Raw genomic sequence first — 24,217 nt, forward strand, 5'->3', positions numbered from 1 at the left:
ATAAGCCACAACTGAACCTCACTAACGCAGAGTTTAATGCTATTACAGTTATGGCTTGTTAAACCGATCTCAGGTTAGATATAAAAATCTTGTTGATTATTGACTGGTTCACATTGAGTGTATGGAAATTTAATATCAAATTGTGGGCCGCCTAGTTTTGAGTCTGCGCGATAACTCATAGTGCCTTTCAACAGTGTTGCGGCATTAAAGGCCGCTGATAATCCTAAGCCAGTACCACCTTTATTACGATTTGTAGTAAAGAAGGGTTCGAACATGTGCTCAGCAACATCGGCTGGAATGGCTAAGCCATTATTTTGAATGCTGATTTGAATTGATTCTTCATCCAAAGTCGCATTAATGTGGATAAGATTGTCTTCATGTCCTTGGAATGCATGGGTAAAGGCGTTCGAGAGAATATTACTAACAATTTGATTTAACAAACTGATATTGGTTTTGATATTGAGTGTAGGCTCCACGTTGATCTCCGTTGAGGCGTTAACATTGGGATGCATAATTAATGTCGACTCTAGGATTTCATGTAGCTGCTGGTTTAGATTACAGCATTGGTGTTCTTCATGACTGCGATCGATGGCGATCGTTTTAAATTTTTGAATTAAACTACTGGCTTTAGTGATATTACGGACAATGAGTTCACAGCTTTCTTGGTACTCATTAAGTATTTCATTTATCTCATCTAATGTAGCTTGATCGCTGTGGATCAGATCGATCAGTTCTTCAATATGGCTGAGCTGCGCACTCGCCGCCGTCAAACAAATGCCAATTGGGGTGTTTATCTCATGTGCAACCCCTGACACGAGTCCACCCAAGGCAGCCATTTTTTCTTGCTCAACTAAAACCTGTTGTGCTCGTTTTAGTGCGCTAAGGGATTGTTCTAACTCTAGTGTTCTTTCTTTGACTTGTCTTGCGAGCTCTTCTTTATAGCTACGTTCGAGCTTGAGTAGCCGCTCTCTATCTTCTAAGGCTATTTGCAGTTCCGTCTTAGAATTCTTTAAGGCGCTAAATGAGCTTCTAAGTTGTACTTGCATGCTATTGATGGAATCGGCGACTTGTTTGAATTCATCAATTTTTTCATGACGGTCAAATTGTAGTGGCTCGTATTCATGGTCTATGTCGATATTTTTGCAGTATTGGCTGAGTTTATCTAAGTGTTTAGTAATGTTGAACCACACTAAAAATAGAATAAACCCAGCCACTAAGAAGGTTTTAATGCCATTAGAAAGCAGAATGATAATGGCCTTATCATACAAGCGTTGATAGATAGCATCGACATCGACTTGTATTTCGAGTGTGCCGACATTGATGTTTTCAGTCGGTGATTTATAGACTAAAGGAAAGGTTTTATCTAAGGAGTGTTCTTGTTTTTGCTCGCCTGCATTCCATGCTTGGCCGCTGTCATCTTTAATCGAAATATAGTTAATATCAGGCAGCTGAATTAGCCCATTGAGCTGAGTGTTAATGAGCCGCTCGTCAATAACCCAAATACTGGCAGCGAGCACATCTAAGTTCACCTTTTCCATGTTGGAAAATACTCTATCGATACGCACTACATCATTGCGATAATCACTGATCAACTGATACGCAGTGGTGATTAAGGTGATAACAGAACTAAAAAGTACAATAGACAGGGTAAGGTGCCTGCCTATGGGGCTTTTGATAAGTTGGCTAAAGAATGTCAGCATCTTAAATTTTCTTTATGCAATAGCGGCTTGAGATGCTTATAAGCATAGACCTACAGATCCAGAAAGTGCATTTTCTCGCAGATAAAATCAACGAAATATGTCTTCATTTGTGGCATTAAATTTGCTTATTAGTCGATAAGTTCAATTTTTTGTCACTGGGATAGCACTATGTTTAAACTCAAGCTGGATTCAGTTAAGTTTTTTAGCCCGAAGAAAATGATGTTTAGAGTCATGCTGTGGCTTATGGTGAGTTGTTCTGTCTTACTTCTTATTCCTCCTAATGTGCTGGCAGTGCTGGCGCTCGATAAATTTGTGCCAGAACATGCACAGTTTGTTGGATTAGGTCTAATCGTTTCTATCGCTTATTTTTTGAGTCAGTTAATTAACTTAGGTTTAGATGAGTCTATCCGTCATTTAAGTGATAAGCGCGTTATTGAGACGATTGAAGCTAAAGTGAATCTACTTGATCCCGCCGAGCGAGCTTTAGTGAGGGAATTCTTTCTTCAAGGCGCCACGATTTTGACTCTGCCGCAAAATGAACCCGCTGTAAAAAGTTTAGTGAATGCCTGCATCTTAGAAAAGCTCGGTAACGAGCGCCATTATGCGATTCAGGGACCGACCGCTGACTATAAGATTGCCATGAAAGCGCGTATGTACCTCAACCGTGATGTGCTGCGTTTGCCTGCAGGTGAGCCGAGCCAAGAAGAAATGCAGTCGTTGATTAAGGCGCGTCCGCAATTTTTGAATGGATTAGTACAAAACAGAAAACACGCTGCATAGGCGTGTTCTACCTCACTCGGATGAGTGCTAGCTATGTTTTAGTTAGCATTTTTAACATGCGAGACAATAAAAAATGGGGGTGATAAGACCCCCTAGATTTTGCATTTATACAAGAAACATGAAGAACAACTGGAGCAAAAACTATGGTTTCGGTGCCGACTTCACAATGAACATCCAAGTGATATAAGACACTATCCCTATTGTGCTAAAGATAACGATCATTGAAAGTAAGCCTATGGGGTTACCAAACATCAGATCTAACCAAAATGCCATGACTGAAATCCTCTTTCCTGTGAAGTCCTCGCTAAATTAGCGGTATTCGATAGCTAAAATACTGATCTCGATCAATAAAAAATCGACATAGGAATACAAAGTCATAACCCTTAGTTAACTCTGTGATCTTGGTCAAATTTAAGGGTGTGCTTAACAGCGGCGAGTTCAAATAATTTAGTTTTGTTTCTTCTTCCGTTAGCGTCTAGGATTAACCTATTCAACTCGATCGATATTCAGTTAACGCGCTATTCCATTTATTCGTTCTTGTTTTTATATGAAGGCGCGATATCAGTTTTTTAAAGGAGTAAAAAATGGATTCTAAAAAAAGTCACAAGGATTCAATGGGATATAATTCTATCTTTGCGCCACTATTGTTGCTGATTTATCCCCTCTATTGTTTGGTGATCACTGGGCACTTTGTCGCCATTTTATGTTTAAGCGCGCTCGCCGCCATTTTAGTGTTCAACATCAATAAATTAATTCGTAATTTGAGACAACTTGAGCGTGCAGCCCACCACTTAGGCGAGGGAGATTTGAGTTATCAATTGGAAGAGAAAGATGCGGGTGTGTTCATTAAGGTAGTACATAACATTAATCGCATGGGTGAGGATGTCAGCCGTACGATTTTGTCTTTATCTGATACTTGTGAAGGGATGAAAAAAGTCGCCTCGGATATCAAGGTTATCAGTGAACAGGCAAAGCAAGGCGTGTTAGAGCAAGAGCATCAAACGGAACTGGCAGCCAGTGCGATGACGCAGATGGTTTCAAGCGTACAAGCCGTATCGCAAAATGCGGTGAGTGCTGCGCAGGCAGCTGATATTGCCCAAAGTTCTGCTAAGCGCGGCGATCAAATCATGAATGGCATAGTCACTAAAATTGGCGCTATGTCACAACAGATCCATGATACTCGAACCGTGATCGAGCACTTGGCCGCCGACAGCAACAATATCAGTAGCATTATTGAAACCATTTCGCAGGTGGCCGAACAGACCAATTTACTCGCTTTAAATGCTGCCATTGAAAGTGCGAGAGCGGGTGAACATGGTCGCGGTTTTGCTGTAGTCGCCGATGAAGTACGTAATCTCGCTAAACGAACATCCGAAGCCACGGTTGAGATCCAGCAGCAAATCGCCGCATTACAAAAAGGCGCACAACATGGTGTTGAAGTCATGTTGAAAAACGTGGCGATTGCCGACGAAACGGCTGATATGGTTGATCAAGCTCACAGTGCACTCGGGCAGATTGTCGCTCAGGTGGAGACCATTACCGATATGTCCCACCAAATCGCCACGGCATCGGGACAACAACATACAGTAGCAGAGGAAATTAATAAAAATATCAGTGTGATGGCTGAGCTAGCCCTCAGTAATGCCTCCCACACCAACAACACTAACTTATCGAGTTTGAAAGTGTATAACATGTCGCAGGAAATCGGCTCCTTGCTGCATCGATTCCATGTGAATGCGGCATTTTTTAATTCGAGTCAGGCACAAAATAAACTCTTTGTGAAATGGGGGCCTGAGTTAGACATAGGGATGCCAGAGATCAATCGTCAACATCAGCGCTTAGTCTCATTGATCAATGAATTACACCGCACATTAAATGAAGAGTATGGACTTGAAGCCATCAAACGTATCGTACAAGGGTTAGTGGATTACACCGCCAATCACTTTGCCTATGAAGAGGAACTCTTTGCGCGTTTTGGTTATCCTCAAACTGACAGTCACAAGGAAAAGCACGGCAAGTTAGTTGGGCAAGTACTTGATTTTCAAAAGCGGGTTGTTAGAGGTGAAGATGTTGCCGACGAATTAATGGCTTTCTTGAAAGCTTGGTTAGTAAACCATATTCAAAAAAGTGATAAAGAATATACCGCTTTTTTATTATCCCATGGCGCAGAATAACCCCAAGAGCATGATTTTTGAGCGGTTAAATGCAATTTGTATTAAAGTCGCGGCAAAAGACTTGCCATTGTCATGGGCAAAGGTATAATTCCCAGCACTTAGAGACAGCCAGTTGTTTTGATTGCTTCTAAGTGCATATTTGATATGCCAGTGTGGTGAAATCGGTAGACACAGGGGATTCAAAAGTCACAGTGTTTACAGCTTAATTTTCACTAAGCTGATGATGTAAAAAGTTAATTCAAAAGAATTAACGCGCAAAATCCTTGCAAAGATTTGCAAAGTTTTTGAGATTGAAGATAATGCCAGTGTGGTGAAATTGGTAGACACACGGGATTCAAAATCCCGCGCCCTTAAAAGCGTGCCGGTTCGACTCCGGCCACTGGTACCACTTCAAAGCCGACCTTAGCGTCGGTTTTTTTGTATCTAAAATTCAGTGATGTTAGATACTTACCAACTCGCTGCTTTGCTAGAGTTCATCACTTTCCTTCCAGCAAAGCACCACACTGGCATGCTTGCCTAGGTCAAATCTTTGATGGTGGTTGTTTTTCCATTTTCCATCACCGACTTAATCCCGTTATCTCTCGCAGCAGTGCTCGAATACATTTGGCTGGTGGCAATGATTTGATGATTCGCTGCTTTGAGGTTGAAATACGGCTTCTCGTTTTTAGCCACTTCTTTGGCATATCGGGCTTCGATTGGGGAGTTGGTTTGCACGGATTCAATACCGTTCAACGCACCACTCTTACCTGTGTAAAGCTCGCTGGTGAGAATGACCTCTCCATTTCCCGCCTTTAATACAAACTTAAATTGCTCATTACTGCTTTTACTTAATTCATACCATCCTGACATGGGTTTACTCCTTATTCTTTAAGACAGTCCATAGCGCAAGCAAGGAAGACATTTCCTGCTTGAGCATCAGTGTAGTCGATTTCATTTTATTTGAGATGTGACTTTTGCGGTAGTTTTGAGTGTTTTGAGGGTTAATCTGGCGACACAATGACATTAAAAACGTCTAACTCTTGCCAGTAGCACAGGAAGTTTTGCTCCCATATCGGGTAAAACTCTACTGCTGCTTCAATGACGAGTAGGCCACTGATGCTTTGAAATACGCCGCTGCTAAAGTCAAAGTCCAGTTCTTTAACCAACTCCCATTGCCCCATTTGGCCGACATAGCAAAAGTCGGTGATGTAGCATAACTGCCATTGCTCGGCGTGTTTCTCTAGCCTTATCTCCACGGGATGAAAGCCACCCCGTTGTGGGCTGTAATCTGGATCACGAAAGTTAATCGTCACGGCATTGTCGGCTTGGTGACTGATAAACGGGGTTAATGCCAATAGCAATCTGTCAGAGACTGGCAAAGCCAACTCTTTATTAATGATATTCATTGTGTGTGTCCTTAGTCGGTGTTAGAACAAATCGCTGTGGGTTTCACGAAGGCTAGTAAAGCGGTTAAGGCCAATAATCACATGGTCGAGGACATTGATATCCAGCACTTTGGCGCACTCAATGACTTTACGGGTGAATTGAATATCGCTAGTGCTTGGTGTTGGATCGCCTGAAGGATGGTTATGAACAAGGATAACGCTGGGCATATTGAGAATAACGGCCGTGCGTAACACTTCGACGGGTCGCATACTGATGCCATTCACTGAACCTGTCGCCACGACTTCCACGCAATTAATGGTGTGCTGGGTTGTCAGGTTTGCCACGATAAACACTTCTTTGGTTTCATGCTTAAGGTAGTCAAATACCTGTGCGGTATCTTCAGGCCGTGTTATGGCTTGCTCGGCCAAGGCGCACTGGGTTTCTTTGAACTGATATTTGACATTGATTTCTCGGATAATCGCCATGGTCTATCCCTATAGATGGTAAAGACTCAGGAGAGAAGGGACTTCCTTCTGCTCCTGATAGTGTGTGCATTACTTGGTGGTTTTGGCTGGGGTATCACCCTTAGCCTCACTCTTTGATTCTTTACTGGCCTCATCGTTAGCCTTAGCCTTCTTGGTCGGGAACTTAGATGCCTTGAGGATGAACTCATCTAGCTCGCCTTTCTCCACGGCATCGATAATCAGCTTGATGGTGTCAGGTAGCTTGGCTTTATCACCGACATCAATGGCGGGTTTATCCTTTACCAGTTCGATAGGCTTAATCCCGATACGGACTTCGAAGTAATAGTGACCTTCACTGTCGTAGTACCATGGGCGCACTGTGATACGGCGGCGTACCTTTCTGCGCTCTCCCGTCTCGGGGTCTTTGACACTTTTCTCGCGGTAGGCTTCAAACTCGCTGCCTTGGATAAAGCATTCGGCCATATCCAATTGCTGCTTCAGCTTGTCAGCCAAGCGGGTTCTTTTGCCGATGATAGGTGGCTTAACGGCAATTTCAGGGCGAGCGATAACCTTGAGCGAACTCAATAATGTTGTCATGGGGTGTTCCTTTTCGTGGTTTAGTGGGTTGTATTGCTGGGTTTAGTTGATAAAGCCAATGCGGCGCGTGGCTTGTTTACGGTTGTTTTCTTGGGTTAACAGAGCAATCGCGGTGGCTCTGTGGTTGTGGTTAGGTTGAAATAACATGCGCCTTGCTACGATAGCGAAGTCGCCGGGCGTTAATTGTTGTAGTGCGTGAAGTTGGTCAACCTCTATCGCAGTGAGTTTGTTAATCCTTAGCACCTGTCGATACAAGGTCTGGCGCTGTTGCTCCGTTAGATAGTCACAGGTCAGTTTAAAGTCAAAGCGGCGCATCACTGCGCTGTCGATAGCGCTGAGTGCATTAGTTGCTGCAAACACAGGCATGGTGTTGCATTCAAGCTGTGACAGCAGTTCATTGATGAGCTGCACTTCATACTGCGCTTGAGCGCTCTCACGCTGACTGAGCAAGCTATCGACTTCATCAAAGAGCATCAGCTTCTTTGTTCTGTGCGCTTCTCTAAACAGCGCTGCAATGTTCTGCTCGCTCTCACCGACATACTTACTCAGTACATCAGAGCACTTGATGTGCATGATATCTAAGCCGTGGGTTTCAGCTAAGTGATGTACCCAGCCTGTTTTACCTGTACCTGGGGGACCATTGAGTAACACCCTAACAGGCAGACTGTTGGCTATCGCGGTGTCGATATCACTGATAATGGACTGTGTATCTTGTCCGTCGATGGCCTTAAGGTTTAAGCAACTGGGGTCAAAGCTTAGCTGGCCTTGATATTTAGCCGCTGGCGGCTCTTCACCACAGGCTTCAAGGGTGGCATCGATAACATCCAATACCACGATTTCAGCCTCATCCCCCGTTAAGGCTAAGGTACTTGCCACATGGGCGGCGTTCGCAATATATGCCGGAGCAGCATTAGATTTACTGGCTAACACCAACCGAAACGCATCCGACACCTTAAGTGATTTGAGCATGGTTTTACTCATGGCAAAGCTAAAGGCTTCATCGGGGACAGGGATTTCCATCACTAACTTAAAGCGGCGTATGTAGCTTGGCTCCAGTTGGGATACATGGTTGGTAATCCAAATAGCAGGCACAGGATTGGTTTCCAGTAAGCGCATTAAGCCTTCTTTAGAGTAATGCTCATCGGCATGCTTAAACACGCTTTCGCATTCATCAACCAATAACAGGCTTTCATCTGAGCCATCGAGCAAGCTTTGCAGTAGATTAAGGTAGGTTAAGCGTTGGCTAGTCGGCTCTTTACTCAAGAACTCATCAGTGACTTTGCCATCCTCAAACTGCACACTTTGCACTTCCACTAAGCTGCGACGCAGTGCCTTTGCTAAGGTGCGAGATAGCTCGGTCTTGCCTGTCCCCGCTGCCCCATAGAGTAAAATGTTAACCCCTTTAAGCCGCTGAGCCATGGCAGCTCTTAGATAGCGATACACCAAATCGGCATTCACATGCTCAAATTGTTTAAGTTTGAACTGCGCTTCTGGGCTGTGCTTGATAATCGGTGCGAGCAAGGCTTCACGGCGAGTGAGCTTTTCAGTCACCAGCAATACCCTAAACGGCTCCGGTATTCTCAACAAATGTGGTAGGAGTAATGCTGCTCCCTCAATAAAGCGATTACGGGCTAAAGGTTCTAGCTGCCCATGAATATCATCACTGTTGAGTCCCGTTTCTTGCTCTAACCAATGAATGAGGATATCCGTATCATGGTCAGCTAACAGGTTAAGCAACTCTTTGAGCCCTGCATTGGCATTGAGCACGATGATGAGCACCATCACAGGCTTCATCGCGGTATCAAGCTTAAACCGTTCACACAGAAACCGCGCATTGTGCTGCACCGTTTCTGCCATTAGAGGGTGATTATCCTTAGGCGGAAAGAGCGCTAGGGTGCTGTCAATATCATGATTAATGCCATGTTGCAGCTTGATACCCACTAACGAGTTAATCGCATAGGACGGCATATATTCAAAGCCATAATTGACGGCTGACAGCAATAAGTCTTCGGCGATTTGAGTCGCAAGGTAATAACAATGCTTAGCGTGTTTAGCGATGGGTTTGACGTTTATCATCGACTGCCGCGCCCCCGTTTAATGGGTTTATCAGGCGGGATGTAATCCAGCATCGCAGCGGCTTGCTTCATAAACGCATGGTCGCGTTTATCGTAAATGGTAGTGGTGCTGATATCGGCGTGTCCTGCCATTTGGCGCACGGTATTGATATCCACGTTCTGCTCAAGCAAGCGAGTTATAAAGGTACGGCGTAAATCGTGGGGCGATACGTTATCTACCCCTAGCTCATACAAGGTATCTTTAACTAACCGATACAAGGCCGTTGGGGTGGTTGGCTCAGATAACTTAAGCTTGCCAGTCAGTGTTGACTTACACACTAAATAGCCCTGCTGGCGCTGACGCAACTTAAGCCATGCCAACAGATTTAGTTCTACCCATTCAGGTAAAAACAAGGTGCGACTCTTGTTACCTTTACCCGCAGCTACGGTAAGGGTATGTAAGTTGGCATCGTAGTCACTCAGCATCAACGCCGATAACTCACTACGGCGCAACCCAGTGCCCAAGAACAGGCTAAATATCACCAGATTACGGGTAGCAAAGGTGCCTTTTTGCGTTTTACAGTAATCCAATACCGCGGTCACTTGCTCTGTGCTTAGCGGCGTACCTTGATGCTCACCGTGCTTTACTTGATTAATGGTCTGTAAGTTTGCAACTTGCGATAAATCGGCTTTGTTCATCAAGGCCGCCACTTTGACGATATTCTTAATCGCTATCATGGCGCGGTTGATGGAACGGGCTGACCACTGTGCATGAGTCATCACAGCGCGTATTTGCAGTGCTTGTTGATAGTCAATCTGACACAGCTTGTCATCGAGACTGTCTTCTTGCCACTGCATGAGCCGCGCAATACTGCGCATTTGTGAGCTGATAGAGCGCTGACTATTAATAGACAGGCGGCTCAAATACAGCGCATAAGGGGTCGCTGTAGTCATAGAGAACTCCAGTAAGTGTATAAATTGAATTGTGTTTAGAGGGTTGAACGAGAAGGGAAAAGTGATACTAGAAACACATTCATAATATCACTTTGAGGACTAAATTTCAGCCACTGTTTTTGACACGGTTGGGAACAATAAAAAGGGGAGCAACTTAGCTCCCCTTGGCCTTTGATTGGCTTATTTACTCACACTTGGATGTAATCGCACCGTATTGTTTACGAAACATCTTACGTATCTTCTGCGCTTGGTTTGATTTCGAGCCTGAGTGCTCTGACATTAACCCACGCAATTTTTTGAGTTCTTTCATGACAACATCTTTCACAGCTTCATCATCAAGCGAAAGCAACACACATTTCTTAAGCTGACTTTGCATTTTGCGCCGTTCATGCTTAGGAGTACTTTGTAATGTAGGCTTGAGTCCGTAACCTGTAATAGCCATGAGCGTATGCGGGTGTAAAGTAGGTATTTTTTTTAATTCACTAAAATCATATAGTTGGATTCTCTCAAGGTAACTGTGTTGCCTTAAGAACTTCTCTAATTGCGACAATTTACAATTGGGTTTGAATTGTGACTCTATACGTGTCTCTGGCTCGTCACTTGTAGGAAGATTTTTAGCCTTACAGTTCGCGGTACGATCATAAGCAGTTATGCGGCAACCACTTTTCTTATTACCCAATATTATCATTCCAATCCTACCATCTTTAGCGAAGAAGACTCCTGATGTTTGCGATCTCGCGTAATTAACGCAAATGCTATTAATATCAACCATCAAATCAAGGGCTATATCAAGGGTTGTTACCTTCATTTCCTCGCTGGTTAGTAGAAAATGGGCGGAGGCAGGTATAATCTTTTCGAGCCATAACCGAGCGATATAATAGTGCTCTCGCTTGAGTGGGAATCCTTTAAATTCAAACCGGATGAAAGGTCTATTCGGAGCGTAGGGACCTACTTGAATGAACAAATGAGGCTCTCCATTTACTGGTCTTACCCAATCAATCGGCTCCAGTAATGGCAATTTAACAGAATAGCGATAGCCGCCTAAGGACTTCATTACCTGAGGCTGAACAACCTCTTCATGACCGACAATAGCTTCAACTATGCTGAACAGATTACGCACAATGGTTTCACGGTGGTCTAAATCTAAGCAGTGACAGACAATCGCCAATTTGTCGAACAGGACGCGCTTAATGAATTTGGAGAGCTTATTCATCTTGAGCCTCCAATTTAGTTGTAGTTGCTTTTACCAATTCAACTGAATGCGCACAGAGCAACTCGATAGCTAGTGTGACTATCTTAAGGTTGTTACCTGCATCCGTTTCAATAAATGCATCGAAGATGGCTTTACTATTTTTGCATTCAGTCGCCTTAATCTTGAACTGTTTAAGGAACTGATGATGGCATTTACGTTGTTTGACTTCCTCTGCGTTGGATTGTTTAGGCTTCGATGATTGCTTAGTCGATATCTTAGCTTCCAAATCAGAGTCTAGAGTTTCATTGTTGCTATCATCTTCATCGTCGCTATCATCTAGATCAGTATCCTCTTCGACTTCATCATCGACTTCCAAATCTAGACCATCATCCGAAACATCTTTATCGAGTAGGTCAAGTGAACGCATCGCGGCTTCGACTATCTTGCGGGTGTATTTACCGTTGATAGTAATGTCCTCACCGTGTTCTTCTTCAATATGCTCAACCACATCTTGAATTTCTTCATCTGTTAAGTCCTTCATTGGTAGCATTGAGTTGTCACTAAAGAAACCAATAGCATGTGGTCCGTTAACCACATGCGCTACTCTTGCAGCCCAAACTTGTTTGAGCGCGACGTCATACGAGATTTTGAGATTATTTTCGACATAGGCTTTAAAGTCCGCATAACCAAGTTTTTTATAACCTTTATTCTCATGTATGATGAATAGTGCTTGCTTGAGTTCAATTTGCGATGTTTTAACGATACTACCTAAGTGTTTAACGTGATCACGAGAGAGTTTAAATGTACCGTCAAAGGCGGATTTAAAATCGCGTTCGTCGTTGAATAATTCTGATACCAACTTCGACTTTGGAAATGATTTATTCGAGCCGTCATCTTTGATAGCTTGCTTGTTTTTGGCAGCTAACGACGTTGATTTCACTTTCTTAGTTTTCTTCGGTTTCTTTTTAGCGTGCTTAGTTGCTGGTGCTTTTTCATCGCTAATTTGTTTACGTTTAATAGCCATTGTAAATCTCCTAATTGGATCTGTTTGTGTGATCGGTGTGAACCGATCTCTTGATTTACAGATTCGATTTTTCATCACTGAATCACCTTTCTCTGCAATCACAGATCCGTTTACAGATTACAATTTGTAGCTATTTAGATACTGCTATCTAGTGCTGTGTCTACTCGTTCATAACTGCAAGCTTTCAGTTTTAGAGATAGCTATTAGTGATGATGACTACAATCATGCTGGATAGATATGTTCTAGAAACACCTTATTAGACAATGCATTATGTAGAAATTATGATTTAGATGCATAGACGGGACGATGCTTTGAATTATGCTAAATTAAATAGGTGAACGCTAAATTCGACGGGACGACGATTGATTTTTCTAGTTGGCGATTTACTTCATCGAGATGATGAATTTGAGCTGCAAAAATCTGAAATTAAGACGGGACGACGAATTTGTTTTCGGTTGAGCTTTATCATAATGCTTACCGACGGGACGATGAATTGATTGACTGTTTATGTGATCGGCTTTAGTTTTGTTAGTGCGTATGGGGCGTAGTTACTGTAGTAATCTCGTAGTCAAGGAAATGGTATGTTAGCTAACCGAAAATTAAATTTTAACTTTATTAACCAGCATATGGAGGAATGGTTCAAGGCCCTTAAAGTTCATAATGAACAAGTTATTGAGAGACGTTGTAGACAGTTACTTAATAGTAAAAATAAACTACCAAAGGAACAATTTGCAGAGTTTCAGGTATGTATCGATAAAGTAAAAAAGCCTGCATGGGAAAATTATCTTAGAAGGTGTCGTGATAAAAAATATGAGAAAGGTCGGGGCAGAATTTCAATCAATAAATCGACACAAGAGCAGTTAGACGAGTTAAGAAAAAAACTTGATGCTGATTCATATGAAACTTTGATTGTTGCATTAATTGATACTTATAAAAAAGCAAATCGGACTAAAAGTACTCTACCTAAACCGAAGAGAAAGTAAAAATGTTCGATGGGAAATTTAGTTAACCACAACAACCATATCAAAGAGTTCGAACTTTCAATATTGACGTTTATGTGGAAAACGTGCTTTATACCAAGTTTAAAGTATCGTACTTTAATCACTATCAATGGAATTGTGGGCTTGTAGCAGAGGGAAATTAAATGAGTAAATTGCTAGAATGGAAGTTTGACGTCATCAATGATTCTCTTGATAAACTATTTTTTTTAGTTGAGAAAAATGAACATCCGCGGATGCTGGATGACTTGAATGCTTTTGTTAAAAAGACGGGCAAGCTTGAACTAGAAGACAGTTCATTCATGTCTATATATGATTGGTTTGATTATTTAAGCCATGAAACCCTCAAAAGCTTTAAAAGGACAATGTACGAAAAACGTAGGAAGAAAATCCGCCTTAAACATGAGACTCAGGTGGCGCTTCAGACATTGAAGGAAGTACATAAACTAAAAAGTGTTAACGATGTGATTTTATATTTGTTGGATATATATAACGAAGGTTCAGAAATAGGTGGCCCAAGACTCTATGTGCATACTATGTCTGAATCATTATACGATAAGTTTGATGAGCCAATTTTACCATTGTAACCCAGAGCTAGAGTGGCAATGTGCTCGTTATCGTTAAGGTGCTAGAGAAGCTTAACTAAAGGAATTTATGTCATGGGAAGACGCTACAGACGCAGAAGCCACGCCAACCAAATAATATCAGACTCAGTGTTTATCGTTAGTCGGTTGTCTTGGTGTGGTGCTTTCCTATATGGCCTAATCACGTTCCTACTCTTCTACTATGCCGTTCCCTATTGGTTAAGCTCTGTGCATGTCACTCAAGTGGGGAGTAGTGTTAACCAAGGCCTAGAAGTCATTAATCACCGTTGGATACGCGTATTTCATTATGTGGGTATTGCTTGCGGCGTGGCAGGGCTGCTTTTTACTGTTCGCAATTATTTTGTATTGCCAACAGCCCAACGTAATGAGAGGAGCTTTGCAGGGCTTTTTGCGCGATATTTAGGACGGCATTGGGATTGAAGAGTTGGAGCAAGTGCAGGGGATTAAACAAATAAGCAAACTGAAGTTTACGTAGTCAACTGTTTGAGATTTCTGTTTAGGCAATTACAAACGGCTCATGCTCTGAGTTATTTGATATTTCTACAGCCGTTGATTGTATTTGTCCATATAGGGTTGAACGGTACAATTTTTTAATAAAGTTCACATATTAGTGCTATTTACCAGCAAAATAGGCTCTTAAATGATATATGTAATAAGTAAACAAGGCCGATTGGGGTTGACTTAGCACTGCAATAATCGTGAACAGTGGCAATGACTACGAAAACCATAGGATTAGTTCAAGTACGCTTAGTTGAGGTGTTTACCTAAACTTAGAGGTGCAAAATAAATGGAACAACAGCAGCGGGACAACTTTAGACTTCCAGCCTGTTTAATAATGGATAATGGACTTTATGGACGTAGAATCCCCTGAAAAAATTAACCCTTTGCTGAAGTTAGCAGTCAAATCTGGAGTACTGGCAGCTGTTAATGTTCAAGTAAAAAGGGGTCACTCCGTCAATACTGTTGATTCAACAGGCTTTACGCCCTTGATGATCGCTGCCATGTTTGGGCACAACGAGGTATGTTCATTTTTACTAGAAGCTGGAGCTAATCCGCACCATAAAAATAACGCTGGTCAAACAGCACTAGAAATTGCCAGTAGACACGGCCATTCAAATGTAGTGTTTCTACTTGATGAATTGACTGCCATCCAGTGCTCTATTAAGGATTTGAGTGTTGAACGTGTAACTCCAACTTCAGAAATCAAAACTGAATTGATTGCTGAAAATCCAGCGCAAAATGAGATTAAGCAGCTATCACTGTCAAATCAGGAGTGGCCCCTGCATTCAATCGGTAGCAGTTTAGATAGCCATTCTTCGAAATTTGCTCTTGATTCTCATATTAATAACAAATTTACCTCCTTAACCTTAGTTGAATCTTCTGGTGAAAATGCCCCGCATGAGGAATTGTTTGGCTGGGAGATGGAGGTGGATGTTATCAAGCCAGAGTTTGATGACACCTTTTGCCATAATGCTGACGCTATTCAGCAATCCATAAGCAAACACCGTCCAGTAGATAATGATGCAGATTGGTCACATTTTGATTTTGATCTTCCTGATGTTGCGTGCTTCTCTTTCGAAAATATTGATGATTTCCCTGCGATTTCAGCCCTGATTTTGGAAGGGCTTAAGTCCGGAAGACTGCTTGTTCGGCAAGTCGAAATAGCCTGTGAGGTAGATTTTAACGAAAAGCACACCGATGTGACTCATTACTTAATGCGATTATTAGAAGATCTAGGTCTGATAATTGATGATACAGAGATTAGCGAATTTTTTAATTCTGATCTTGGTTACATTGCAATTGATGATTCATTGGAAAGTGTAATATATGAACAATCAGATGGTGAGCTAATCAGCTCTATATTAGAGCAGCTTGAAGATCTTGTTTCTGAGAAGGCTGAGCCTCGTCGTGTCTATCATAACGAGTCACAACAATATGATCTATTAGATAGACTCGGTGAGGAACGACTTGGTCAGCGTATGGACAGTGCGCTTATTGGACTTTGCAAGGTTTGCGCAGGTATGTCTGAGCCAGAATGGTCGTTACTGTTCCCTAAATCCGAGTTACCAATCGATAACTGTGATGATACAGAAAGTGGTAATCTACTTTCTAAACAAGATGAAAAAAATCAAGAAGATGAATTAACTAGGTGGGACAACCTAGAAGGTGATGAGTTGACTTGGCAAGAAGCTTCGGTTCATACAGGATTTTATGACTTAGTTATTCGGGTTAGAACTGGTGAGTCTGAAGACTTTACTGAATCCTATGTACCAAGGCCTACCCCCTCGGAAATCAATGCCCTTTATGCAGGTTCAGCCAGCCTAACACCCAGCGAAACAACCAAGATAATTCTCAAGTATCTCCGTATCTACGAAAATGTGCGTAACCAATTAGTGTTAGCAAACTTACGTTTGGTTGCATCAATTGCTAAACGGTACCGATATAGATTTGAGTTCAATGACCTGATTCAAGAGGGAAATATTGGCCTCATGAAAGCTGCAGAGAAATTTGATTATCGTAAAGGTTTCAAGTTCTCGACTTATGCGACGTGGTGGATCAGACAGGCTATAACGCGAGCTATTGCAGACCAAGCTCGCCTAATTCGCCATCCGGTTCATGTGGTCGAGTCGTTAAACGTATTTGAACGTACAAAGCTTGATTTTCTGAAACAACACCAAAGATCAGCAACAACTCAAGAGCTGGCATTAGTGCTAAATTGTACTACTGACAAAATCATTAAGTTTGAAGATATTAAAACGGATGCAATACTTTTCGATGACATAGAATTAGAGGAACCAAGAAATATCAACTTCGAAGAGATCCTTAAATCATCTGAGCTAACGCCTGAAGCTATTTATCTTGAAGATGATTTAAGAAAATCTATTCTTAAAGCGCTATCAACACTTAATGAAAAAGAATCGCAGATTATTCGTTATAGGCTTGGTATTAATGTACGGGAAATGACTTTAGAAGAAGTTGGCAAAATATATGAGGTAACGCGGGAAAGAATACGACAAATAGAAGCAAAGGCATTGAAGAAGCTTAGAGCTCCAAGTAGACGAGCTTTACTAGAAGACTATGATGAACCAAAAAATTCAATTAAATTGAATGGCTTTACTGATGAAAATATAAAGGAAGATAAAGATTGTCAGCTGAATTGATGGATGTGAGGAAAGGGACTAGACACGCTCCGCCTAAGGCTGCTGCGATGATCGAAGCTTTGCGCGGCCTTGGGTACAATACGGCAACTGCTCTCGCCGATATCATAGATAATAGTATTGCGGCTAACGCACTGAATGTAGATCTTAATTTTGTGTGGGATGGTGACTGCAGCAGAGTAACGATCCAAGATGATGGTTGTGGTATGGGAGCCACAGAAATTGATCTAGCCCTGCGTCTTGGAGCTACAAACCCTTTAGAAGAGAGAGCTATCAATGATCTTGGACGGTTCGGGTTAGGTCTAAAAACAGCTTCGTTTTCTCAATGTAGGCGTTTGACCGTCGCCTCGATTGCTGATGATGGGCTGCAATGCTTACGCTGGGATTTAGATGTATTAGCGTCGAGCAATGATGATGGCTGGTATTTATTAGAAGGTCCCGCTGAGGGTTCTGAGGTATTGTTAGAGCCGTTAATTAAGGCCGAACGTGGCACATTTATTCTGTGGGAGTTACTAGACAGAATAGTAACTCTTGGTTTTACCGAACAAGATTTTCTCGATCTAATAGATAAAGTAGACCGTCATATTTCCATGGTATTCCACCGTTATTTGGAGGGGAATAACCCCAAGCTAAGAATTAAGCTTAACGGTCGCAGGCTGGTTCCATGGGATCCTTTCCTCACAGGGCATCCATCGAAACCATGGCATTCACCATCCGCTCGTATACCTAATGCACCCGAGGTCGAGATTGAGTGTCATGTCTTACCGCATAAAGATCGTCTGTCTAATAAGGAGTTTGAATCAGCTCAAGGGCCAGATGGTTGGACTGCTCAGCAGGGATTTTATGTGTATCGAAATAAACGGCTATTAGTTGCTGGTAGCTGGTTAGGATTAGGGCATGGACGAGCTTGGACCAAAGATGAAGCTCATCGTCTAGCGCGCATACGTCTTGATATTCCTAATTCAGTTGATGCTGAATGGAAGATTGATATCCGCAAATCAATAGCAAGACCCCCAGTAGCTCTTAGGGGCTGGCTGATAAGAATGGCCGAAGCCACACGATCGAGAGCACGCAAGGCTTTTGCCCATAGAGGGCGAGTCTCAAAAGGGGGGAAAGGTCAAGTCGTTGAACCAGCTTGGAAGACTGAACATTTTTCTGGTGGGGTACGATATAGGCTCGATAGGGCTCACCCTGCATTGCGTTTTGTACTTGATGATGCCGGAATTTTATTACCACAAATCTTGGCAATGTTGAGAGTTATCGAAGAAACCGTTCCTGTACAGCGAATTTGGCTTGATACAGCAGAAAATAAAGAGACGCCAAGAACCGGTTTTGATGCCGCCCCTTCGACTGAAGTCACCGAGATACTGGAAGTAATGTACTTAACTCTAATAAGGCAACAAGGAATGTCAGCACAGATGGCTCGTGAGCGTTTGTTGCGTACAGAACCATTTCACAATTATCCAGAATTGATTACAGCCTTGCCAGATCAACCTTGAAGTGAGAAATATTCGTGACGTTAAAAAATGAGACAACCTGTTTAGAAGTATTGAAAATTGTTCAGGTGTTATTGCAGGGAGAACAGGACAAATCCTTGATTACCCCTACACTAATCGACGAAAAAATTTCGATAGTGCTAATACTAAACCCTCCTTGGAATGAAACAATAGATCGAAATTGGATTATCGAAGAGTTGATCCGAAGATTCAGTGTTTGGATCGGAAAGGACGCGTCATTAATAAATAATGATGGACATGAACCTTGGTTGACCACAGAACGAAAACAAGGGTGGCGATACTGGCAGCGTTACAGCGAATGGCAAGAGTCAAAGTTACCCTACAGTGCCATAAGAGGGCTAAATGATTCAACTGATCATGTGCTGGGTTTGCTTGAAAACCCTTTAAGGGATGGTGCATGGGACCGTCGCGGGTTAGTTGTTGGACATGTTCAATCTGGTAAGACCGCTAACTATACAGGTCTTATATGCAAGGCGGCAGACGCTGGGTATAAAATTATTATAGTGCTTGCTGGAATGCATAATAATTTGCGGTCACAAACGCAAATGCGGCTTGATGAAGGTTTTCTTGGTTATGAGACAAGCCCCTTTAAGGACAAGCTAAAAATTATCGGTGTCGGTGAGCTTGATGGTGATCTATCGATTCGCCCTAATTACGCTACAAATCGTACAAATAATGGAGATTTCAGTGCTAGCGTGGCGAGGAATCTTGGTATCACACCTGAACAACGCCCTTGGCTTTTTGTTGTTAAGAAAAACAAAACTGTCCTACAGCGCCTTTATAAGTGGATTCAAGATCATGTAGCAGATACAACTGACACAGAATCCGGACGAAAAGTTGTGACCAAACTTCCCCTTCTCGTCATTGATGATGAAGCAGACCATGCTTCTGTTGATACAGGAGAGATGGTTATTGCACAAGACGGTAAACCAGATTTAGATCACCAGCCAACAGCTATCAACAGTTTGATTCGCAAAATACTACATACTTTTAGTCGCAAGGCTTATGTTGGATACACTGCAACGCCTTTTGCTAATATATTCATTCATGAGCGAGGAGAAACAAAAGACGAAGGGCCTGATCTATTCCCTTCAGCTTTCATAATTAATCTTGGTGCGCCTTCAAATTATATTGGGCCTGCTCGAGTATTTGGTCTTGCAAGTATTGACAGTCGTGAAGGTGATTTGCCGTTGGTGCGGACCATTGATGATCAGTGTTCTAAAGATGGTAAGTCAGGATGGATACCTACTAAGCATCAAAGTACTCACCGACCAGAATATCCCTCAGAAGTTGGTTTTCCACCGTCCTTACTTGAAGCAATCGATGCTTTCTTACTTTCATGTGCGGTTAGAAAAATCAGGGGGCAAGGCGATAAGCATAGTTCTATGCTAATTCATGTGACCAGATTTAATGCTGTTCAAAAAGTTGTACATGAACGGGTTGAAAGACATATCCAAAATATGCAACAACGTATGGCAAGACAAATCGGTCACGAACCGGTTCTCGCCAGAATAGAATCTCTTTGGCGTAATGACTTTGCCCCAACATCAATAAAAGTAGAAAGCATAGTTCCAAGTACTATCACTGAAGAGACCGAAAATTGGAGTGATGTGTGTCATGCATTACTTGACGTGATCGGTGAAATTGACGTACGAATGATCAACGGTTCCGCAAAAGATGCTCTTGATTATGTTGATAGCCCAACTGGATTAAAAGTCATTGCCATCGGTGGAGATAAGCTGGCACGAGGCTTAACACTTGAGGGACTTTGCACTAGTTATTTTCTGCGGGCATCGCGTATGTACGATACGTTAATGCAAATGGGGCGCTGGTTTGGTTATCGTCACGGCTACCTAGACCTTTGTCGCTTGTATACAACGGAAGATTTAGTCGAGTGGTTTGAACATATCGCGGATGCTGCTGAAGAACTACGCGAAGAATTCGATACTATGGTTGCTTGCGGAGGCACACCACGGGACTATGGACTCAAAGTCAAATCTCATCCTGTATTAATGGTAACGTCCCGATTGAAGATGCGAACAGCTCGTTCTCTTTATCTTTCTTTTAGCGGCAGCGTAGTTGAAACGGTATCTTTTTTTAGAGACTCCGCTCGCATTAAGAAAAACTTCAATGCATTTAAAGCGTTAACTTCTCAAATTGGCATTTCTAGCAAAATTCCTGATAAACAACGAGGAAAGAGTCCAGACAAATGGACAGGAGCCATGTGGGAAAATGTGCCATGGGAACAAATCTGCGACTTTCTTAGCCAATATGAAACTCATCCAGAATCTATGAAAGTTAACAGTAAATTATTGTCTAAATTCATTACAAATATGGCTATTGATGGAGAGTTAACTTCTTGGGTTGTTACAGTAATAGGCGGTCAAGTAACTGAAAAAATGCAAAATGTTGGCGGCATTGATGTCCCACTTGCAAAGCGGACTGGCAAACCAGATCTTTTAGACCGTTATGCTATTCGTCGTCTTCTTTCGCCAAGAGATGAAGGGATTGATTTGGATGAGGATGCATGGCTGGCCGCGCTGAAGGAAACACAAAAAGTATTTCATGGAGATCCCGGTCGCCGTGAGGGCAAGATTGAGCCAGATGTACCAAACGGTCCTTTTTTACGCAAAGTCCGAGGTTTTGGAGCTGAGGGGATTAAACCTCATCCGGAAAGAGGCGTGCTAATTATTTATATGCTTGACCCCGATTCTGCAGGGATTGACTTCCCAAACAATACCGATCCAATTGTTGGATTCGGCATAAGTTTTCCAGGAAGTAATTCGGGGAAAAAAGTCGAATATAAGGTTAATAATGTACTTTGGGAGCAGGAATATGGCGCTGCTGACTAAAGATGAAATATCTCTTGCATGGCGAGCTTTAACTGATGACGGCGAAGATGTGGGGTGGCGTAGTATCCCACTATCAACTCATAGCACTATCAAATTGCAAGCAGCTAGACGTTTTCCGGGAAATGAGGAAGCTTTACTAATCGGTTTCACGTCTTTGCGTTTGCCACACTTTTCATCATTACCGCAAGGAAAAGGGTTCAGGGTTATTCTTGCTGAACTTGGCGACAGTTCTTGCAATTGGCTTGGCTTAGTTCGCCAACCTCAAGGTAGTCTCGATCTGTTTACTATGATGTCAGCTGACATTGTATCGACATTGGCAGCCAGCCATAGTTGTAATGAAAATCAACTGTTTCAACTTTTTTTCGGAAGAATTAGAGCGTGGCAGTTATTTATGGCTAGAGACGCTGTAGGGTTGAGACCAGAAGTAGAGTTAGGCTTAGTTGGAGAATTAACATGCCTAGAGGATTTACTTAACGCAGGACTGCCGAATTATATGGCCTTAGAGTCTTGGGTTGGACCACTCGATGGGCTACAAGATTTCGAGTTGGGATCAGGGGCTATCGAAGTCAAGAGCACGCTGGCCAGCTCTGGATTTCGAGCCACCATTCAATCGTTAGAACAGCTGGACGATTCGGTGCGTGCCCCTCTTTTTGTATGTGGTTGCCGTTATCGGATTGCGGAAGAGGGGACAACTTTACCTGAAAGGGTGCGTAGGTTACTGGAAAGGTTTGAAACTGATGAAACTGCTGCGTGGATGTTGTCCTCATCTCTTCTTCAAATTGGCTATACGGATGCTCATTCCGATCTTTACAGTAGAAAATTTATTGATGTAGAAACCGTGTATTTATTAGTAGACCAAGGTTTTCCTCGACTTACTGTTGGAAATGTCCCTTTTGGTGTTCGCAGTGCTCGCTACGAGATAGACCTCGATAATGTTGGAAAAGAAAAATATTCGATTCATGATGTTGTTAACTTAATTAAGGGGATATAAGTGGATTTAGCTGATTTTCTGCAACAGACACAACGTGAAGTCCGCGAGGAAATGGCTGCTCGAGCAAATCAAGTCGGCGAGGAAATGCCATTTCCTGAGCTGATTTTTACAGAGGTTGTGAGTAAACATATGGCAGAAATCGGGATGACATTCGAAGAGCCTGAGGTTTGCCATTATGAAGCCAAAGTAGGGGGGGCTAACGTACGATTGAGCGGCTTTGCACTTTCAGAGGATGGAGAGCAACTAGATTTATTTATTAGCCTCTATCAAGGCGCTGATGAAGTGGTTCATATCCCCGATTCCGTAACAACTAAAGCAGCAGAACATTGTTCTCGTTTTTTAAATATGTGCGTTGAAGGTAAGCTTGCTTCAAAATTAGACGAATCTTCAGATGCCTATCCACTAGTTTTGACCATCGAACAAAATTATTCAAATCTTGACCAAATTCGCATATTTATTTTGACCGACGGAAAGGTCAAAACAAAGCAATTTAAGTCAAGGCAGATCAAGGGGAAAGTTGTTGGGCTGGAGATTATGGATATCCAACGTCTCTACAACCATTGGCAAGAAGGGAAACCACGAGACGAATTAGTTGTGAACTTTGACGATGTTTCAGGCGGTCCTTTGCCTTGTGTCTGGGTTTCAAACGAAATGGAGGAATATGATTACGCGATGACAGTAATGCCCGGCGAGGCCCTACGTTTTTTATATGATAAGTATGGTCCACGAATTCTTGAGGCTAATGTTCGTTCATATCTTAGTCAAACAGGTAAGGTCAATAAAGGGATAAGCAATACGTTACGAGAGCAGCCGGAGCGTTTCATGGCGTACAACAATGGAATTGTGATTGTTGCTGACGAGGCTAGACTAGGAAAAACAGTAGATGGAGGTCCCGGCATTGCATGGCTCAAAGGGATGCAAATTGTGAATGGTGGCCAAACGACAGCATCGATGTTTTTCACTAAGAAAAAATTTCCTAGCACTGATCTTCGTCAGGTTCGTGTTCCAACCAAAATTATTGTACTTAAAGCGACTGACTTTGCTCAGGAGGAGGCTCTAGTAGCTGATATTTCACGCTATGCAAACAGCCAGAATAAGGTCAATGCCTCGGACCTTTCAGCTAATCGACCCTTCCATATAGCAATAGAAAAGCTTGCAATGTCAACTTATTGCCCAGATGGCTTTGGCCGCTGGTTTTATGAACGAGCCTCAGGTAGTTACAAAGTCATGCTTGAACGTGAGGGGAAAACCCCTACTGGTATCAAACATCTTCAATTATTGATGCCAGTATCACGTAAGATAACCAAAACTGAGCTTGCCAAGTATCTTTGTACTTGGAAACAGAGGCCGGATTTGGTTAGTCTTGGTGGACAAAAAAACTTTTCAGCCTTCATGGAAATGATGAATGCCGCAGATGGAAGCAACCTTAATGCCTCTGATTACAAAGAGATGATTGCACAGATCATTATTTTCAAAGAGGCTCAAAAACAAATCCGCAAAAAATTCCCAGCCTTTCAGGCCAACATTACAACTTATACCGTAGCCATATTATCCAAGTACCTTGGTGAAATGCTCGATCTAAGTATTATCTGGAAGAATCAGCAAATTTCTCAGACTCTGTCTGCTCAAATTTTAACATGGGCAGAGGAAATAAATGATCAACTCCACAAGACCTCTAAAGGTCGAATGATTTCAGAGTGGGCGAAGAAAAAGGAATGTTGGGAAACACTTTCAGCTGCAAAATATACTGAGGCTTCAAAATCGATATTAGAGCTAAGTAAGTGCTGAATTC

19 protein-coding genes, 1 tRNA gene and 1 pseudogene are annotated in these 24,217 nt (G+C 42.5%); 11 read left to right on the top strand and 10 right to left on the bottom strand.

Annotated elements, in window-relative coordinates; translation table 11 throughout:
• Nucleotides 1-74: 74 nt before the first annotated feature.
• The gene (locus GWI56_RS16420) at nt 75-1,700 is read right to left on the bottom strand and encodes an ATP-binding protein (protein WP_168826667.1); all 1,626 of its coding nucleotides are present in this window, start codon (nt 1,698-1,700) and stop codon (nt 75-77) included.
• Nucleotides 1,701-1,868: 168 nt separating this feature from the next.
• Between GWI56_RS16420 and GWI56_RS16425 the strand changes: the two genes are divergently transcribed.
• Nucleotides 1,869-2,480, top strand: coding sequence for a superinfection exclusion B family protein (locus GWI56_RS16425; RefSeq protein WP_105251480.1), 612 nt, complete (start codon nt 1,869-1,871; stop codon nt 2,478-2,480).
• A 141-nt stretch (nt 2,481-2,621) separates the two neighbouring features.
• Here the strand turns inward: GWI56_RS16425 and GWI56_RS16430 are convergent, their stop codons facing one another.
• Nucleotides 2,622-2,753 (bottom strand): DUF3149 domain-containing protein, encoded by a 132-nt coding sequence (locus tag GWI56_RS16430; RefSeq protein ID WP_105251481.1) that lies wholly within the window; start codon nt 2,751-2,753, stop codon nt 2,622-2,624.
• Between the two features lie 311 nt (nt 2,754-3,064).
• On the opposite strand from GWI56_RS16430, the gene GWI56_RS16435 reads away from it, so the two are divergent.
• Together GWI56_RS16435 and GWI56_RS16440 are read left to right on the top strand one after the other, a co-directional pair.
• A complete protein-coding gene (locus tag GWI56_RS16435) occupies nt 3,065-4,654 on the top strand; it encodes a bacteriohemerythrin (RefSeq protein ID WP_198573513.1) in 1,590 nt (529 codons plus the stop codon).
• Between the two features lie 301 nt (nt 4,655-4,955).
• Nucleotides 4,956-5,042 (top strand) — tRNA-Leu (locus GWI56_RS16440).
• Between the two features lie 128 nt (nt 5,043-5,170).
• Here GWI56_RS16440 and GWI56_RS16445 read toward each other — a convergent pair.
• The 8 genes and pseudogenes from GWI56_RS16445 to GWI56_RS16480 all read right to left on the bottom strand — a co-directional run bounded on the left by GWI56_RS16445 (nt 5,171) and on the right by GWI56_RS16480 (nt 12,304).
• Entirely contained in the window at nt 5,171-5,503 is a 333-nt protein-coding gene (locus GWI56_RS16445; RefSeq protein ID WP_198573514.1) for a YegP family protein, read from the bottom strand.
• A 131-nt stretch (nt 5,504-5,634) separates the two neighbouring features.
• Nucleotides 5,635-6,039, bottom strand: coding sequence for a DUF2787 family protein (locus GWI56_RS16450; protein WP_198573515.1), 405 nt, complete (start codon nt 6,037-6,039; stop codon nt 5,635-5,637).
• 21 nt (nt 6,040-6,060) lie between these two features.
• Entirely contained in the window at nt 6,061-6,504 is a 444-nt protein-coding gene (locus GWI56_RS16455) for a JAB domain-containing protein (protein WP_198573516.1), read from the bottom strand.
• Nucleotides 6,505-6,573: 69 nt separating this feature from the next.
• Nucleotides 6,574-7,110 (bottom strand): annotated as a pseudogene (locus tag GWI56_RS16460) (DUF6641 family protein); the annotation flags it as partial.
• A 12-nt stretch (nt 7,111-7,122) separates the two neighbouring features.
• Nucleotides 7,123-9,156: an AAA family ATPase gene (locus GWI56_RS16465; protein WP_198573518.1), complete on the bottom strand. Its 2,034-nt coding sequence runs from the start codon at nt 9,154-9,156 to the stop codon at nt 7,123-7,125.
• Entirely contained in the window at nt 9,153-10,088 is a 936-nt protein-coding gene (locus tag GWI56_RS16470) for a site-specific integrase (protein ID WP_198573519.1), read from the bottom strand. Before GWI56_RS16470 ends, GWI56_RS16465 begins: the two co-directional genes overlap by 4 nt.
• Before the next feature lie 184 nt (nt 10,089-10,272).
• Entirely contained in the window at nt 10,273-11,301 is a 1,029-nt protein-coding gene (locus tag GWI56_RS16475) for a hypothetical protein (protein ID WP_198573520.1), read from the bottom strand.
• Nucleotides 11,294-12,304, bottom strand: coding sequence for a hypothetical protein (locus GWI56_RS16480; protein WP_198573521.1), 1,011 nt, complete (start codon nt 12,302-12,304; stop codon nt 11,294-11,296). The genes GWI56_RS16475 and GWI56_RS16480 overlap by 8 nt, the downstream gene beginning before the upstream one ends.
• Before the next feature lie 581 nt (nt 12,305-12,885).
• Between GWI56_RS16480 and GWI56_RS16485 the strand changes: the two genes are divergently transcribed.
• The 8 genes from GWI56_RS16485 to mzaE all read left to right on the top strand — a co-directional run bounded on the left by GWI56_RS16485 (nt 12,886) and on the right by mzaE (nt 24,213).
• A complete protein-coding gene (locus tag GWI56_RS16485) occupies nt 12,886-13,287 on the top strand; it encodes a hypothetical protein (protein WP_198573522.1) in 402 nt (133 codons plus the stop codon).
• 161 nt (nt 13,288-13,448) lie between these two features.
• The gene (locus GWI56_RS16490; protein WP_198573523.1) at nt 13,449-13,889 is read left to right on the top strand and encodes a hypothetical protein; all 441 of its coding nucleotides are present in this window, start codon (nt 13,449-13,451) and stop codon (nt 13,887-13,889) included.
• Nucleotides 13,890-13,961: 72 nt separating this feature from the next.
• Nucleotides 13,962-14,327: a hypothetical protein gene (locus tag GWI56_RS16495; protein WP_198573524.1), complete on the top strand. Its 366-nt coding sequence runs from the start codon at nt 13,962-13,964 to the stop codon at nt 14,325-14,327.
• A 431-nt stretch (nt 14,328-14,758) separates the two neighbouring features.
• Nucleotides 14,759-17,068: an MZA anti-phage system associated sigma-70 family RNA polymerase sigma factor MzaA gene (mzaA, locus tag GWI56_RS16500; RefSeq protein WP_198573525.1), complete on the top strand. Its 2,310-nt coding sequence runs from the start codon at nt 14,759-14,761 to the stop codon at nt 17,066-17,068.
• Nucleotides 17,069-17,115: 47 nt separating this feature from the next.
• A complete protein-coding gene (gene mzaB, locus GWI56_RS16505; RefSeq protein ID WP_198573526.1) occupies nt 17,116-18,564 on the top strand; it encodes an MZA anti-phage system associated ATPase MzaB in 1,449 nt (482 codons plus the stop codon).
• 14 nt (nt 18,565-18,578) lie between these two features.
• Nucleotides 18,579-21,434, top strand: a complete 2,856-nt coding sequence (locus GWI56_RS16510) for a Z1 domain-containing protein (RefSeq protein ID WP_198573527.1) — start codon at nt 18,579-18,581, stop codon at nt 21,432-21,434.
• The gene (gene mzaD / locus GWI56_RS16515; RefSeq protein ID WP_198573528.1) at nt 21,418-22,425 is read left to right on the top strand and encodes an MZA anti-phage system associated PD-(D/E)XK motif protein MzaD; all 1,008 of its coding nucleotides are present in this window, start codon (nt 21,418-21,420) and stop codon (nt 22,423-22,425) included. Before GWI56_RS16510 ends, mzaD begins: the two co-directional genes overlap by 17 nt.
• A complete protein-coding gene (mzaE, locus tag GWI56_RS21875; RefSeq protein ID WP_198573529.1) occupies nt 22,426-24,213 on the top strand; it encodes an MZA anti-phage system associated AIPR family protein MzaE in 1,788 nt (595 codons plus the stop codon).
• Nucleotides 24,214-24,217: the final 4 nt, after the last annotated feature.

It is taken from the genome of Shewanella sp. DW31 (assembly GCF_015767295.1).
Classification (GTDB): domain Bacteria; phylum Pseudomonadota; class Gammaproteobacteria; order Enterobacterales; family Shewanellaceae; genus Shewanella; species Shewanella oncorhynchi.

Bases quoted from the DNA above. Each gene is read 5' to 3' on its own strand.
- GWI56_RS16420 (WP_168826667.1), bottom strand. From the start codon at position 1,700: ATGCTGACATTCTTTAGCCAACTTATCAAAAGCCCCATAGGCAGGCAC.
- GWI56_RS16425 (WP_105251480.1), top strand. From the start codon at position 1,869: ATGTTTAAACTCAAGCTGGATTCAGTTAAGTTTTTTAGCCCGAAGAAA.
- GWI56_RS16430 (WP_105251481.1), bottom strand. From the start codon at position 2,753: ATGGCATTTTGGTTAGATCTGATGTTTGGTAACCCCATAGGCTTACTT.
- GWI56_RS16435 (WP_198573513.1), top strand. From the start codon at position 3,065: ATGGATTCTAAAAAAAGTCACAAGGATTCAATGGGATATAATTCTATC.
- GWI56_RS16445 (WP_198573514.1), bottom strand. From the start codon at position 5,503: ATGTCAGGATGGTATGAATTAAGTAAAAGCAGTAATGAGCAATTTAAG.
- GWI56_RS16450 (WP_198573515.1), bottom strand. From the start codon at position 6,039: ATGAATATCATTAATAAAGAGTTGGCTTTGCCAGTCTCTGACAGATTG.
- GWI56_RS16455 (WP_198573516.1), bottom strand. From the start codon at position 6,504: ATGGCGATTATCCGAGAAATCAATGTCAAATATCAGTTCAAAGAAACC.
- GWI56_RS16465 (WP_198573518.1), bottom strand. From the start codon at position 9,156: ATGATAAACGTCAAACCCATCGCTAAACACGCTAAGCATTGTTATTAC.
- GWI56_RS16470 (WP_198573519.1), bottom strand. From the start codon at position 10,088: ATGACTACAGCGACCCCTTATGCGCTGTATTTGAGCCGCCTGTCTATT.
- GWI56_RS16475 (WP_198573520.1), bottom strand. From the start codon at position 11,301: ATGAATAAGCTCTCCAAATTCATTAAGCGCGTCCTGTTCGACAAATTG.
- GWI56_RS16480 (WP_198573521.1), bottom strand. From the start codon at position 12,304: ATGGCTATTAAACGTAAACAAATTAGCGATGAAAAAGCACCAGCAACT.
- GWI56_RS16485 (WP_198573522.1), top strand. From the start codon at position 12,886: ATGTTAGCTAACCGAAAATTAAATTTTAACTTTATTAACCAGCATATG.
- GWI56_RS16490 (WP_198573523.1), top strand. From the start codon at position 13,449: ATGAGTAAATTGCTAGAATGGAAGTTTGACGTCATCAATGATTCTCTT.
- GWI56_RS16495 (WP_198573524.1), top strand. From the start codon at position 13,962: ATGGGAAGACGCTACAGACGCAGAAGCCACGCCAACCAAATAATATCA.
- mzaA (WP_198573525.1), top strand. From the start codon at position 14,759: ATGGACGTAGAATCCCCTGAAAAAATTAACCCTTTGCTGAAGTTAGCA.
- mzaB (WP_198573526.1), top strand. From the start codon at position 17,116: ATGATCGAAGCTTTGCGCGGCCTTGGGTACAATACGGCAACTGCTCTC.
- mzaD (WP_198573528.1), top strand. From the start codon at position 21,418: ATGGCGCTGCTGACTAAAGATGAAATATCTCTTGCATGGCGAGCTTTA.